16 protein-coding genes are annotated in these 14,696 nt (G+C 29.9%); 1 reads left to right on the forward strand and 15 read right to left on the reverse strand.

Going from position 1 to position 14,696, the window contains the following annotated elements; all coding sequences use genetic code 11:
• Positions 1-132 precede the first annotated feature (132 nt).
• Both EK368_RS03130 and EK368_RS03135 read right to left on the reverse strand, forming a co-directional pair.
• Positions 133-1,728 carry a DAK2 domain-containing protein gene (locus EK368_RS03130; protein WP_165000311.1) on the reverse strand — a complete coding sequence of 532 codons (1,596 nt, stop codon included), beginning with the start codon at positions 1,726-1,728 and terminating at the stop codon, positions 133-135.
• Positions 1,729-1,757: 29 nt separating this feature from the next.
• Complete coding sequence (locus EK368_RS03135; RefSeq protein WP_129596330.1) at positions 1,758-2,114, reverse strand: Asp23/Gls24 family envelope stress response protein; 357 nt, start codon at positions 2,112-2,114, stop codon at positions 1,758-1,760.
• A gap of 214 nt (positions 2,115-2,328) precedes the next feature.
• Between EK368_RS03135 and rpmB the strand changes: the two genes are divergently transcribed.
• A complete protein-coding gene (rpmB, locus tag EK368_RS03140) occupies positions 2,329-2,520 on the forward strand; it encodes a 50S ribosomal protein L28 (protein ID WP_129596332.1) in 192 nt (63 codons plus the stop codon).
• Between the two features lie 39 nt (positions 2,521-2,559).
• Here the strand turns inward: rpmB and EK368_RS14775 are convergent, their stop codons facing one another.
• The 13 genes from EK368_RS14775 to priA form a co-directional block, all read right to left on the reverse strand.
• A complete protein-coding gene (locus EK368_RS14775) occupies positions 2,560-2,736 on the reverse strand; it encodes a hypothetical protein (protein WP_165000305.1) in 177 nt (58 codons plus the stop codon).
• A 41-nt stretch (positions 2,737-2,777) separates the two neighbouring features.
• On the reverse strand, positions 2,778-2,930 hold the full coding sequence (locus EK368_RS14780; RefSeq protein WP_165000304.1) for a hypothetical protein: 153 nt from the start codon (positions 2,928-2,930) through the stop codon (positions 2,778-2,780).
• A gap of 79 nt (positions 2,931-3,009) precedes the next feature.
• Positions 3,010-3,657 (reverse strand): thiamine diphosphokinase, encoded by a 648-nt coding sequence (locus EK368_RS03145; protein ID WP_129596334.1) that lies wholly within the window; start codon positions 3,655-3,657, stop codon positions 3,010-3,012.
• Positions 3,658-3,667: 10 nt separating this feature from the next.
• Positions 3,668-4,324, reverse strand: coding sequence for a ribulose-phosphate 3-epimerase (gene rpe, locus EK368_RS03150; RefSeq protein ID WP_129596336.1), 657 nt, complete (start codon positions 4,322-4,324; stop codon positions 3,668-3,670).
• Between the two features lie 2 nt (positions 4,325-4,326).
• Positions 4,327-5,193 carry a ribosome small subunit-dependent GTPase A gene (rsgA, locus tag EK368_RS03155; protein WP_202976413.1) on the reverse strand — a complete coding sequence of 289 codons (867 nt, stop codon included), beginning with the start codon at positions 5,191-5,193 and terminating at the stop codon, positions 4,327-4,329.
• Entirely contained in the window at positions 5,186-7,120 is a 1,935-nt protein-coding gene (gene pknB, locus EK368_RS03160; RefSeq protein WP_129596338.1) for a Stk1 family PASTA domain-containing Ser/Thr kinase, read from the reverse strand. The genes rsgA and pknB overlap by 8 nt, the downstream gene beginning before the upstream one ends.
• A 23-nt stretch (positions 7,121-7,143) precedes the next feature.
• Complete coding sequence (locus EK368_RS03165) at positions 7,144-7,869, reverse strand: Stp1/IreP family PP2C-type Ser/Thr phosphatase (RefSeq protein WP_129596340.1); 726 nt, start codon at positions 7,867-7,869, stop codon at positions 7,144-7,146.
• An 82-nt stretch (positions 7,870-7,951) separates the two neighbouring features.
• A complete protein-coding gene (gene rsmB / locus EK368_RS03170) occupies positions 7,952-9,283 on the reverse strand; it encodes a 16S rRNA (cytosine(967)-C(5))-methyltransferase RsmB (protein WP_129596342.1) in 1,332 nt (443 codons plus the stop codon).
• A gap of 43 nt (positions 9,284-9,326) precedes the next feature.
• On the reverse strand, positions 9,327-10,019 hold the full coding sequence (locus tag EK368_RS03175) for a zinc metallopeptidase (protein ID WP_129596344.1): 693 nt from the start codon (positions 10,017-10,019) through the stop codon (positions 9,327-9,329).
• Between the two features lies 1 nt (position 10,020).
• The gene (locus EK368_RS03180) at positions 10,021-10,779 is read right to left on the reverse strand and encodes a DUF116 domain-containing protein (RefSeq protein WP_129596346.1); all 759 of its coding nucleotides are present in this window, start codon (positions 10,777-10,779) and stop codon (positions 10,021-10,023) included.
• Position 10,780: 1 nt separating this feature from the next.
• Complete coding sequence (gene fmt / locus EK368_RS03185; protein WP_129596348.1) at positions 10,781-11,710, reverse strand: methionyl-tRNA formyltransferase; 930 nt, start codon at positions 11,708-11,710, stop codon at positions 10,781-10,783.
• A 9-nt stretch (positions 11,711-11,719) separates the two neighbouring features.
• Positions 11,720-12,160, reverse strand: coding sequence for a peptide deformylase (gene def, locus EK368_RS03190; protein WP_129596350.1), 441 nt, complete (start codon positions 12,158-12,160; stop codon positions 11,720-11,722).
• A gap of 12 nt (positions 12,161-12,172) precedes the next feature.
• Positions 12,173-14,632 (reverse strand): primosomal protein N', encoded by a 2,460-nt coding sequence (gene priA, locus EK368_RS03195; protein WP_129596352.1) that lies wholly within the window; start codon positions 14,630-14,632, stop codon positions 12,173-12,175.
• Positions 14,633-14,696 lie beyond the last annotated feature (64 nt).

The following is a 14,696-nucleotide window of genomic DNA, read 5'->3' on the forward strand; positions in this document are numbered from 1 at the left end:
GCATTACACTGTTTGAGCATAGCGAGTTTGTAATGCTATTTTCGATCGTTTCTTCATATTTTCTAAATTTGAAAATTAGTGACGTTTTTTATAACTTTATCTATAAGCTAAAGAAATGACTTGCGTCATTTCTTATTCTATAGAAAATATATAATAATAAAGAGGTTGTCCTCCATAGTAAACTTCTACATCAATATCTTCATATTCTTCTTGTATTTTTTGTGCAAGATGATGAGCATTGTCTTCTTCCTCGTCTGTTCCATAAAAAATAGTAATAATCTCATCATCTTCTTTGATCATATTTTTCAAAAGCTTATAAGCCTCTTCTTCAATATGATCTCCTACTCCTATAATTTCTCCATCAGACATTCCTAAGATATCGTCTTTATGAATATCTAAATCATTAAATTTTGTATCTCTTACAGAATAAGTAATTTGTCCTGTCTTGACATTTTGTAAAGCTTGTATCATATTTTTTTCATTTTCTTGTATATCCACATCTTCATGATAAGCTAAAACACTTGCAATTCCTTGAGGAACAGTTTTAGTAGGGATCACTGTAATTTGTTTTTCACTTAATTGTTTTGCTTGATTGGCAGCCAGGATGATATTGCTATTATTTGGGAATATAAATATATGCTTTGCATTTACTTCATCAATTGCTTTTTTTATATCTTCTGTACTAGGGTTCATGGTTTGTCCTCCTGTAATCACCCTATCCACATTTAAATCTTTAAAAATATTTGTAAGTCCTTCTCCCATAGTTACTGCAATCATTCCAACTTCCTTTATTTCTTCTTTTTGATCTACTTTGTCAAAAATTTTATTTTCATGTTGTAGTCTCATATTATCAATTTTTAAATTCATCAATTCTCCTAATTCAAGACCACTTTCTATAATAATACCTGGATGATTTGTATGAATATGTACTTTTACTACGTTTTCATCACCTACTACTAACATACAATCTCCAAATTTTTCTATTTTACTTTTAAATCCATCTATATCTACTTGTTTCCCTTTTATAATAAATTCTGTACAATATCCAAATTCAATATTTTGTACTTCTCTAGTTTCCATTTGTACAGGCTTTGACAATTGAATTGTTTCAATCTTTACTTCTTTTCCTGTAATGGCTTCATAAAAACCTTTATAAATAAAAATAAGACCTTTTCCTCCTGCATCTACTACACCTGCTTCTTTTAAGACCTTTAACATATTAGGTGTTTGAGATAGTGTATACTCTCCATATTCTATCACTGATTTTAAAAATACATCTATATCTTTTGTCTCTTTTGCTATATGAATAGCTCTTTCTCCCATTTCTCTCGCTACCGTAAGAATAGTTCCCTCAATAGGTTTCATCACTGCTTTATATGCTGTTTCAGAAGCACTTTTAATAGCATTTGCCAAATCAATCACTGTTAATTCTGATTTTTTATCACACCCTTTTGCAAATCCTCTAAAAAGCTGTGATAAAATTACACCTGAATTTCCTCTAGCTCCCATTAAAGACCCATTAGCCATCGCCTCTGCTATTTCTTTTACATTATTATTTTGCAATTCTTTGATCTCATTTGCTGCAAAGCGCATGGTAAGAGACATATTTGTTCCAGTATCTCCATCAGGAACTGGAAATACATTTAATCCATCTACTTCTTCTTTATTTTCTTCTAATATATTTGCTCCTTGAATAAACATCTTTTTGAGCAATACTCCATCTATCATCTGAACCTTCAAGACCGTACCTCCTCAAATTACTTTTGTACTCTAACTCCCTGTATATGAATATTTACAGTTTCTACAGCTAATCCTGTAATCGTTTCAATATTATATTTTACCTTATCAATAATGTTTTGAGCAACAGTAGATATTCTAATACCAAACTGCACTACAATAAAAAGATCTATAATAATCTTATCATCTTCTGAGCGTACTTTTACTCCCTTTCCTAAATTTTCTCTTTTTAAAAGTTCTACCAAACCATTTCCAGTTGATTTTTTAGACATGCCTACTAATCCATAACACTCCATTGCAGATATACCAGCAATACTTGCCAAAACCTCATCATCTATGAAAATGTTTCCTAATTCATTTACTAATTTGGCACTCATTTTAATCCTCCCTTTTTTATCCTTTCTAATACCTTATTATATTCCTACTCTATTTTATATGAATTTATTTAATGATTCAACCAAAATGATATTTCTTTCCATTTTCAAAATGTTTTCCATGAATTTCTTCATAATAGTTGCATAAAACCCTATACATGTGGTAAAATGTTAATGTTTGTAATAGGTGGATACTCACTCGAAGGAGGTGTTATATATGTCAAAAGCATGCGACGTATGTGGAAAAGGTAAAATATCTGGTAATGCAGTAAGTCACTCTAATCGTCATATCAAAAGATCTTGGGGTGCAAATATAAAAAAAGTAAAAGCTATCGTAGATGGTTCTCCAAAGAGAGTTCATGTATGTACTAGATGTCTTCGTTCTAATAAGGTCGAAAGAGCTATATAGCTTTAAAGAGCCTGCCTATTTAGGTGGGCTTTTCCTTTATCATGAACTACCACAAAATAATTTATACCCTATATAAATCATAATGATTCCTCCTAGAACAATCCAAGCATTTGGAGGAAGAAGTATAACTGCAACAATTGAAATTCCAATCCCTAAAAGACAACATCCTATTATTTTTTTCTTTGCTCTTCTATGGATATATTTTCTTCTTCTCACTATTATTCCTCCCTTTCAATGATTTTAAAATTTACAATTTATTATCTAATAAAAAACATTACTATTAAAATCATACATAATCCTGCTAACGCAGCATACCAAATCCATAAAGGTACACATTCTATCAATACTACTGCTCCACTTAAAGCCAATAAAATGCCCAATATTTTTTTAATCGAATTTCTTCTTTTCAAAAAAACCACCTCAGTATTCATACATATTATTATATATTATTCATAAGAATACATAGTGCTACAAAAAAAGAAAAACCCATTAAAATGGGCTTTTGTCTTTTGCTTTTATAATTAAGATGATTCCTTTTTTTATCTCAATTAATGCCTTTTTCTCTTCAAATTCATTACTAATTCCAACAGACGATCCAATATGAATCGTAGCATTCGAAAGTGGATACTTAAGTCCCTTTAGTGTAATTCCTTCTACTTTTTCAGATAGAGGAATGATAGAAAGATATTCTCCTAATTCTCCTTCTATCTCTATATCCTCATTTGTTGCAATTATTGCATTTTGTTCATTAATAATTTTGGCCTTTATCCCTTTTTTCAATAAATCTACCAATAAAGTAATATTTGCCAAGGTATGATCCATTCTACTTCCCATGACTCCTAAAAATAAAATTTCTGTCGCACCTTTTTCAAGCGCATACTCTACTGCTAGTTCTGTATCTGTATAATCTTTTTCTTTAGGGAATTTGTAAAATATTACTTTTTTTTCTTGAAAATATTTTTTGACCTCTTCGTCAATAGAATCCAAATCACCTACAATAAAATGAGGTATCCTATTCATTCTAAATAAATGTTTTGCTCCTCCATCTGCACAAATTAAAAAATCATAATCCTTGATTTTCTCCTTCATGCTTTCATAATGAAGTATATCCCCATTTGAAACAATGACACACCTCATAATAGACCTCCTATAGGTTTATCTCCTCTTTAAACTCTCTTACTGCCTGTGTTACATCTTCTGCTCCAAATATAGCAGAACCTGCCACTAATATATTCGCTCCTGCTTTTACTACTTCTTTTGCATTATCGAGTTTAATGCCTCCATCAATTTGGATCTCTACATTTAAATTTTTCTCTTCAATCATTTTTCTTAAATTTTTAATTTTATCTAATACAGAAGGAATAAACTTTTGACCTCCAAATCCAGGATTTACAGACATAAGTAAAACCATATCTATATCTTTTAGAATGTATTCGATTGTATTTAAAGATGTTGCAGGATTTAAAGATACACAAGCTTTTACTCCATAAGATTTTATATTTTGTATCGTTCTATGTAGATGAGGACAAGCCTCTACATGAACTGTAATGATATCCGCTCCTGCTTTTACAAACTCTTCAATATAAAGGTCTGGATTTTCTATCATCAGATGTACATCAAAAGGAAGATTTGTTTTTTCTTTTATGCTGTTTAAAATGAGTGGTCCTATTGTAATATTAGGAACAAAATGACCATCCATCACATCTATATGAAGCAAATCCGCTCCTGCATCCTCTACTTTTTTGATGTCTTCTAAAAGACTTGAAAAATCTGCTGATAATATCGATGGTGCTAATTTTGCCATATTTAATACCTCCTCTTTTGACCCATTTCTTGTAATAATTGAGTATAACTTTTATATCTAGATAAACTAATTTTTCCACTTTCTACTGCATCTTTTACAGCACAATCTGGCTCATTTAGATGTTTACATCCATTAAATCTACATTTTCCTAATAAAAACTGAAATTCTTTAAATAAAAATGGAAGATCTTCTTCTAAAAAATCTAGTTCTAAGGAACTAAAGCCAGGAGTATCTAATACCCATCCTCCAAAATCTAATGGCAATAATTCTACATGTCTTGTAGTATGCTTTCCTCTTTTATTTTTTTGACTAATTTCTCCTGTTTGTAAAGACAAATTAGGTTGAATATAATTGAGTAACGAAGATTTTCCTACTCCAGAGGGTCCTGCAAAAACTGTAACTCTATTTTTCAAAATATCTATTACATCATCTATACCCTTATTTTCTTTTACACTAGTAGCAATTACTTTATATCCTGCTTTAGAATAAGTTTCTTTTAAATTTTTGCACTCTTCTTCACTTAAATCCATTTTATTAAAGCAAATCACTACATCTATTTCTTTATTTTCTGCCATTACTAAAAATCTATCTAATAAAGTAATATTGGGATCAGGTTTTTTTACTGCAAATACAATCATTGCTTGATCAATATTGGCAACAGGAGGTCTGATAAGCTCATTAGACCTCTGTAGTATTTCTTCCACCACACCTTTTTGATTTTCTTGAACTTGAATCTGTACTTGATCTCCTACTAAAGGAATAATTTTTTCTTTCCTGAATTTCCCTCTTGCTCTGCATTCATAAATATTTTCACCTGATTGTACATAATAAAATCCGCCTATGCCTTTTATAATTCTTCCATCAATCATAATATTTCCCCGTTTCAAAATCTATTTGCTTCGTTATAATTTTTTCATTATCGAAATAGATTTCAATGGTTGCTTTATTTCTACCAGAAATAGAAATAGACTCTTTTCCACTCTTTGATTTTTGATGCTTACCACTATATACAGTAGTTGAAACCCCATTTTGAATTTTTACGATTTTTAAATCAAACTCTTCTCTTTTAGCTGGATCATAATTAAGAGGTAATGATATAGTTTTCATTTGAAGCTCTTCTTCTTCAGAAGGCTGTGTCAATCCTTCTGATCCTTTGCTTATCAAAAGATCTATTACCTTGTTTTCTTCTACCTCTGATCCTTCTTTTATACTTTGAGTAATAACTTTATTCTTTTCAATATGATCATGATACTCAAAGTCAACTTTTCTAACTGTTAATCCTAATGTTTCAAGCATCCTTTTCGCTACGTTTATTTCCTCTCCCTCTACATTAGGTACTAAAACCATCTTTGTTTCTGGTCCTTTACTTATAATAAAATTCACTTCAGTTCCTTCTTTAACCTCTTTATAAGGTTTTGGACTTTGATCAATAATCACTCCATTTGGTAAATTACTGTATTGAGGTTTTACAATCCCCTCCTGTAGTCCTGCATTTTCTAAAATATCGCCTATTTCATCAATATTTTCATTGATAAAAGAAGGTACTTCTACTAACTTCGCTCCTGTACTTATGGTTAATTTAATTGTATAGCCAGCTTTTTTTACTTCCCCAGCAGAAGGATCTTGAGCCATTACATAGTCTTTGTCATATTCAGAACTGCTTTTTGAGACACCTTTTTCTACTTTAAATCCAAGATTTTCAAGATTTGTCTTTGCTTCTTCATAAGACTTACCTACTACATTTGGAACTGACTTTTCATCTACTTTTAAAAATCCTTTTGCATAAAATACTCCTGCTGTAAATAAAAGAGCTAAAATAAACGCTGTAATAATTGCACCCCATACAATTTTTTTATTTGTTGGTTTATCTTTTTTTCTATGATCTATTTTTTTCATATCTACAGGTTCTCCTTTAATGACAGGAATCACTTGTGTTGGGCTATCATCATCTTCTTCAAATTTCACAAAATTTCCTTCTGGGTATTCTAAGACTTTATCTAAATCTTGACAAATTTCCTCTGTATTATTATATCTTTTAGACTGATCCTTTTGAGTAGCTTTAATAATAATATCTTCTAATCCCTTGGGAATATTTTCATTAACTAAGGATGGTGGTGCTACTTCTTCATGGATATGCTTTAGTGCTATAGAAATAGGACTCTCTCCTTCAAAAGGAACTTTTCCTGTAATCATCTCATAAATAACAATTCCTAAAGAATATAAGTCAGATTTTTCATCAATATATCCACCTCTAGCTTGTTCTGGTGAAAAATAATGTACAGACCCTATTACATTTCCTGTATTCGTAACTGTTGAAGAGGTTACTGCTCTAGCAATCCCAAAATCTGTAACTTTTACTCTTCCGTCTTCTGTAATCAATATATTGTGAGGCTTAATATCTCTATGCACAATGTGATTGCTATGGGCATGTTTTAAAGCTAAAGCAATTTGTTTTCCAATATGAATGGTTTCATTAGAATTTAAAATACCTTTTTCCTTGATCATTTGCTTTAATGTTTTTCCTTTTACATATTCCATAACAATATAATAAATATCTTTTTCATCTCCTACATCGTAAATATTTACAATATTAGGATGAGATAAGCTTGCAGCAGCTTGTGATTCTTTTCTAAAAGATTGAATAAACTCTTCATCACTTGTAAATTCTGGTCTTAATATTTTTACAGCTACAAATCTATTGAGCAATCTACATTTTGCTTTGTAGACTAATGCCATTCCCCCGCCACCTATTTTTTCAATAATTTCATAACGGTCTCCTAAAATTTTTCCTATCATTTTTTCACCTCGATTCTATCTATCTAATTTTTTATGGCAATAACAGTAATATTATCATATCCACCTCTTTCATTTGCAAGGGCTACTAAATGTTCACAAGCTACTTGGATATTTTTGCAATCTATTAATGTATCCTTAATTTCTTCAACTTCTATAAGATTTGTAAGTCCATCTGTACACAAAACAATAATATCCTCTTTTTCTACATCAAGTGTATACAGATCTATATTAATATCTTCATCTGTTCCTAAAGCTCTTGTAATCATATTTCTTTGAGGATGAATCTTTGCTTCATTTTCTGTGATACTTCCATTTCTCACAAGCTCTGCAACGAGTGAATGATCTTGAGTAATTTGAGATATATTATTTTTTCGAATGAGATAAGCTCGACTATCTCCTACATGAGCAACATAAATCTTTGATGCAACGAGTGCTACTGTTAAAGTAGTCCCCATTCCCTCACATTCTCTATTTTGTTGTGCCTTTTTAAAAATATCTACATTAGCATAAGTGGTTGCATTCTTTAATACCGTACAAATTTCCTTATCATTTTTTAAAATTACCTCTTTGTTTTTCTCCATAAAATCTTTAATAGACTGAATCGCCACATTACTTGCTACTTCTCCTGCATTATGGCCTCCCATTCCATCTGCAACAATAAATAAATTTAGATCCTTACTCGCTATATAATAAGCATCTTCATTCATTTCTCTTACTCTACCTTTATGAGAATAAGCTCCAATTTCCATTCAATCACCCCATATAAATCAATTCATATTGATTTTTTGCCTTTTTTACAACCACTATTATACCACATTTCGATTTATTTCCTTATGATTTCTTTCTTAATTTGCAGATAAAAAATCCATCTGTATTATGAATATGAGGATAAAGCTGTAGCATTTTTTCTTCTGCTCTAAATTTTTTAGGAATATATGGATTTACGTCTATGATTTCAAATTGTTCATCAGATTCTATAAATTTTTTAATTACTTCTATATTTTCCTCTTTTTCTATTGTACAAGTACTATAAACTAATATCCCGTCTTTTTTTACATATTGACTTGCATTTTTTAATATATCTAATTGAATTTTTGTAATTTGTTGAATATGATCTAATGTCTTGTTATACTTTAATTCAGGTTTTCTTCTAATAATCCCAAGTCCTGAACAAGGAGCATCTACCAATACTTTATCTGCTTTTTGAATCAAATCTGTATCTATTTTTTGTGCATCAAACTCTTGCACTTTAATAATTTTTATACCTAATTTCTTAGCATTTTGTTGAATCAAATTTAGTTTATGAGGATAAATATCTCTAGCTATAATTTTACCTTCATTATTCATAATTTGTGCAATATGAGTTGTTTTTCCTCCTGGAGCTGCACATACATCTACAATAACCTCTTTATCCTTTGGATCTAGTACAAGACCTACTAACATCGAACTTTCATCTTGAATTTGAAAAAGTCCATCTTGATAAGCTTTTAGCTCCTCTATATTTCCTACATGATCTAGATATAAACATTCCTCTACATTTGTATTTTCATCTACCTCTACCCCTTCAGCATGTAGTGTTTTTATTAACTTTTCTCTTGTAGTTTTTAGTGTATTGACTCGAATGGATAATTTCGGTGTTTCATTGTTGGCTTTTAAAAGTTTTATGGTAAAGTCTTGTCCAAATTCTTTTAACCATTTTGTTACTAACCATAAGGGATGGGAATATTGAATCGAAAGATGCATTTCTAAATTTTCTTGTAAAGAAGGAATTTGTATTTTTTCTTTATTTCTTAAATAATTCCTTAAGATTCCATTTACAAAGCCTGCTGCTCTTGGATTTATTTTTTTCATAATATTTACACTTTCGGATACCGCCGCAAAGGCAGGAATTTTATCTAAAAATATAATTTGATAAAGTCCTATTCTAAGGATTATAATCACTTTCATATCCATTTTATTCATTTTTGTCTTAGAAAGTTTTGATATTATAAAATCTAAGTAAATTTTATTTTCCAAAACTCCATATACAATTTCTCTAATTAACCTTCTATCTACTGGAGAAATTTCTTCTCCTTTTAATGCTTTATTGACTGCAATATTTGAAAAAGCTTGATTTTGTTCAATATCTAATAGTATTTTATAAGCATACTTTCTTGCGTTCATGTCTCTCCTCCTATATACAAATCAATGCACCCATATGGGTGCATTAATCATCTCTATTTCTAAGTAGCATAAGTCTTAATAGTTGTGCAATAGATACTGCCATAGCTGCTACATAAGTTAATGCTGCTGCAGATAAAACTTTTCTCGAAGGTCTAACTTCATCTGCTGTGATAATTCCTCTTCCTTGAAGCTCATCAATGGCTCTACTACTTGCATTAAATTCTACTGGCAAAGTAATTACTTGAAATATAACTGCTGCTAAATAAAACAAAATTCCTAAATCTATCAAAGGGCCTATTCTTAAAGCAAAACCTGCAAATACTAATACCCAAACAAACTGTGAACCAAAGCTTGCAATAGGTGCTATTGTATTTCTAAGTGTAAGTGGAACATAACCACGATCATGCTGTATGGCATGACCTACCTCATGAGCTGCTACACTAATAGAAGCAATACTTCTTCCATTATAGACTTGTGGAGATAATCTAAGAACTTTATGTCTTGGATCATAGTGATCAGATAAAAATCCACCTATTGATTCAACAGATACATGTCGTATACCGTTTTTATCTAGAATCATTCTAGCTACTTCTGCTCCTGTATATGCTTTTGTGCTAGCTACATTCAAATACCTGTGAAAAGTACTTTTTACTTTCATTTGTGCATAAAAAGCTAAAAGCATAGCAGGAATTAAAAAAATCATTCCTGATGGTGAATAAAACCCTCTGGCATACATACTATTCCTCCTCACTAATAAAATACTTGATGGTTTTTTCTATTTTTTCTACATTCACATAAGTATTTACACAAGGTCCTTCTGGTCTTTCATTAAGTATTCCAATTACAGGTATCCTTTTTACATCTTTAATTCCACTACTTAAATCTCTCTCACAAGCAACTGCAATAATAAGTTTTGGTTTTAATTCTTTGATAATCTTTCTTGCTAGTGTACCTCCTGTGGCCACAAATATTTGTACTTTATATTTTTCCTTTAATTTAAGCAAATCATCAATATTACAAAGTCCACATCTTTTACAATTTTCAATATTCGTAGTAATCTTATGAGGACAAATTGACTTTTGAATACAATGAGGAAGTAAAATTAATATATCTTCTGGTTTTACAGATAGCTGAGAATATATATTAATTTTATTGTTAATTTGTGCAAAAACACTTCTGATGGAATCTTTATCTATCCTCATAAAAGAAGCAAGATACATAATATTAGAATAAATTATGGTTAATGAATATTTTAACCAATTAATTGAAAACCTAGATATTTTTTTATTATATAAAATACAAATCATCATTATCATACTTATGAGTGTAAATAGACTAAGTAATATCGTTATAATCAGTATTATATTCAAAACAAAATCATATAATACCCTATTACTAGATCTAACTAAATAAAGAGAGACTCCTCCAATGAAAACAAATAGTATAATCATTATAAGGATCATACTCATAAATATTTTATTATTTTTAGTATTCATATTATTCACCTAATATGATGTCTTTTTCTATAGCATGTCCTCTTAAGTAAGCATCTACCGTCATGCGTTTACTGTTTGGAAATTGTATTTCCTCTATTAAAAGAATTTTTTCTTTGGTAGCTATAGATAAACCTTCTTGACTAACTTTTATGATTTTTCCTAAAGTTTCGTTACAATTTTCCTGTAGAACTTTTGCTTTCCATATTTTCATTTTTTGTCCGTTATAAGTAGTATATGCTACCGGCCAAGGATTGAGTCCTCGAATCAAATTATAAATATCTTCTGCTGTATTTTTCCAGTCAATTTTTCCTGTATTTTTATCAAGAATAGATGCATAATTACTTTCTTCATGGATTTGTTTTTCCCTAGGAGCACATTTTTTTTCAATAAGTACTAAGGTTTCTTTTAATAGTTTAGCTCCTTCTATAGAAAGTTCATCATAAAAATCACCTGCTATTTTATCATCAATAGGAACTTCTTTTTTTAAAATCATATCCCCCGTATCTAATCCTTCATCCATATACATTGTTGTAACACCTGAAATCTTCTCTCCATTGATAATAGCCCAATTGATAGGAGCTGCTCCTCTATATTTTGGAAGTAATGATGCATGAACATTAATACATCCAAAATGAGGAGTCTCTAAAATACTTTTAGGTAAAATTTGACCAAAAGCAACTACTACAATACAATCAGGTCCTAACTCTTTTATTTTTTTTACTGATTCTTCTTCTCTTATTTTCTCAGGTTGAAAAACAGGAATATTATATTGTGTAGCTATCTCTTTTACAGGTGGAGGTGTAAATTTTTTCCCTCTTCCCTTTGGTCGATCTGGTTGAGTAAATACTCCTATTACTTCATGTCCATCTTCTATGATCTGTTTTAAGCATGGTACAGAGAAATCTGGTGTTCCCATAAATATAATTTTCATTTTCATCACCTACTTTATGACTTTATCTATAAATAATGTTCCTTCTAAATGATCAATTTCATGACAAAATGCTCGTGCTAAAAACTCTTTTCCTTCTAACTCTACTTCTTGCCCATTTCTATTTAAACCTTTTACCTTAACCCACATAGGTCTTTTTACTTCCCCTGTAGCTCCAGGTACACTTAAACATCCTTCAGTATCTATTTGTGAACCTTTTTGTTCTACAATCTCAGGGTTTATAAGTTCTATTAATCCTTCTCCTATATCAATAATAATAATTCTTTTTAAAATACCTACTTGTGGAGCTGCAAGACCTACTCCATCTGCAGAATACATAGTCTCAATCATATCATCCATAAGTGTTTTGATTCGATCATCAATTTTATCAACGATTCTAGATTTTTTTCTTAAGATTGTATCTCCCTCTTTGATAATATTTCTAATTGCCATATTATTCCTCCTTCACATCATACTAATTGGGTTTATATCTATACTCATATTTACACTAGAAAAATAACTACTTTCACTATGTTTCATATCATTTATTATACCTTTTATTGTTTTTTGGTCAACTAATTTGCATTTGATAATAGTTTGCCATCTATATTTTTCTTTTATTTTAGAAAGTGGAGCAGGATGTGCTCCGAAAACTATTTCTTTTGAATCTATATTGTGTTTTAAAATATGTTCCTTTAATTTTTGTGTAAAATCATTTGCTCCTTCAATAACTTCTCTTTCTTTTATTCCAGAAAATAAAATGGTAAAAATCACTGTATAGGGAGGATATAAAAATTCTCTTCGCAGTAAAATTTCTTCATAATAAAAAGACTTATAATCATGCTTTTTTGCAGCTTGAATAGAAAAGTGCTCCGGTTCATAGGTTTGTACAATTACATTTCCTAAAAGATCTCCTCTTCCTGCTCTTCCTGCCACTTGAGTAATCAATTGAAAAGTTTTTTCAGATGCTCGAAAATCAGGTAAATTAAGACTTGTATCTCCAGCAATAACCCCTACTAAAGTTACGTTTGGAAAATCTAATCCTTTTGCAATCATTTGAGTTCCTATGAGAATATCTAGCTCTCTTTTTTTAAATCTTTCTATGATCTGATCCATTGAACCTTTTTTTGTAGTAGTATCTAAATCTAATCTTGCAACATTTGCATTAGGAAAATACTTTTTTGTTATTCTCTCAATTTTTTCTGTCCCTACTCCAAAATATTTAATATATTTACTACTACACTTAGGGCATAGGGAAGGAGGATTTTGTATGAATCCACAATAATGACAATGAGCTTTATGTGTATCTGCATGATAAGTAAGAGAAATTTCACAATGAGGACATTTTACTACATAGCCACATTTTCTACATGAAATAAATGTAGAATATCCTCTACGATTTAAAAATAATATAATTTGTTCTTTTTTATTTAAATTTTCTTCAATGGCATGATATAATTTTTTACTAAAAATACTTTTATTTCCTCTTTCTAACTCTTCTCTCATATCTACAATTTCTACCTGAGGAAGAGGGTTTTTATTGAATCGATAAAGCATTTCTATTTTTTCATATTCTCCATCTAATCCTTTTGTATAACTTTCAAGAGATGGTGTAGCAGACCCTAATAAAAGTAAGGCATTATTTTCTTGACATCTAAACTTTGCAACATCTATAGCATGATATTTGGGGGTGTATTCAGATTTATAAGTATATTCATGCTCTTCGTCTACAATAATAATGCCTAGATTTTGAAAAGGTGCAAAAACTGCTGATCTTGCTCCGATAGCAATTTTTACTTCTCCTTCTTTAATACGAACCCACTCATCATATCTTTCTCCTAAAGATAATTTGCTATGTAATATAGCCACTTGATTTCCAAATCTACCCTTGAATCTTTCAATCATTTGTGTAGTTAAAGAAATTTCTGGAACAAGTACAATAGCTTCTTTAGATTTATTTAAGACTTCATCAATGAGTCTCATATATACTTCTGTTTTTCCACTTCCTGTAACTCCATGAATTAAAAAAGTACGATAAATTTCTTTTTTTATAAACGGCACTATTTTTCCCATTGCATGCATCTGTTCTTTTGTAAGAGGAAGTTTGTATGTTTTTTCTATATCCATACGTTCATAAGGATCTCTTCTATTTTGAACCATATGAATTTGAATCAGACCTTTTTCTTCAAGAGCTTTTAAAGTACCCAATGATACATTTTTTTCTTTCTTAAACTCGTTCCACTCTACTTCCTTTTTATCCATTAAATAAGATATGGCTTCCCTTTGTTTGACAGCACGATTACTGATTTGATCTAGTATATTTCCTTTTTCACAAAGCTTTATGATTTTTTTTAATGATGTATTTACATGACTTTTAAAAGAATTTTGTATTTGAATGAGTTTCTGTTCTTTTAATTTTTTTAAAATATTTTTTGAATCTTTATCAGGAAATATTTTAAAAAATATTTCTTCTTGTATTTTTTTATTCTGAGTCAGATACTTTAAAATTTTATATTCTTTTTTGAGAGAATCATAATTGAGTAATTGATCTTCTTTGAAATTTTCAGAAAGTACAATATATTTGTATAGCTTCAATGATTTTCCGGTAGGCATAACACATCCTATCGCATCAATAAATTTACACATATATTCTTCTTTCATCCATTTGCATAGATCCATCATCTCTTTTGAAAGAATATGATCTACCACTCTTTGAACATACTTTATTTTATTTTTAGGAATATCTATATCGTCTATTATATCTACTACATAGCCCTCTATAGGTCTATTTCCTTGTCCAAACGGTATAATGACTCTTGAACCTATCTGTATTTTTTCATACATATCTTCTAGTATCCCATAAGTATATTCCATATCTGTTTGATTGCTTTTGTGATTGATAATAACTTTTGCAAATTTATCCATAGATCTTTCCTCCATGGCCTTATTATATCAAAATCTATAGGGTATACACAACAAAGGAGCAGGT

Origin of the sequence: Anaerophilus nitritigenes, from assembly GCF_004138215.1 — a bacterium.
In the GTDB taxonomy this organism is placed as follows: domain Bacteria; phylum Bacillota; class Clostridia; order Peptostreptococcales; family Thermotaleaceae; genus Anaerophilus; species Anaerophilus nitritogenes.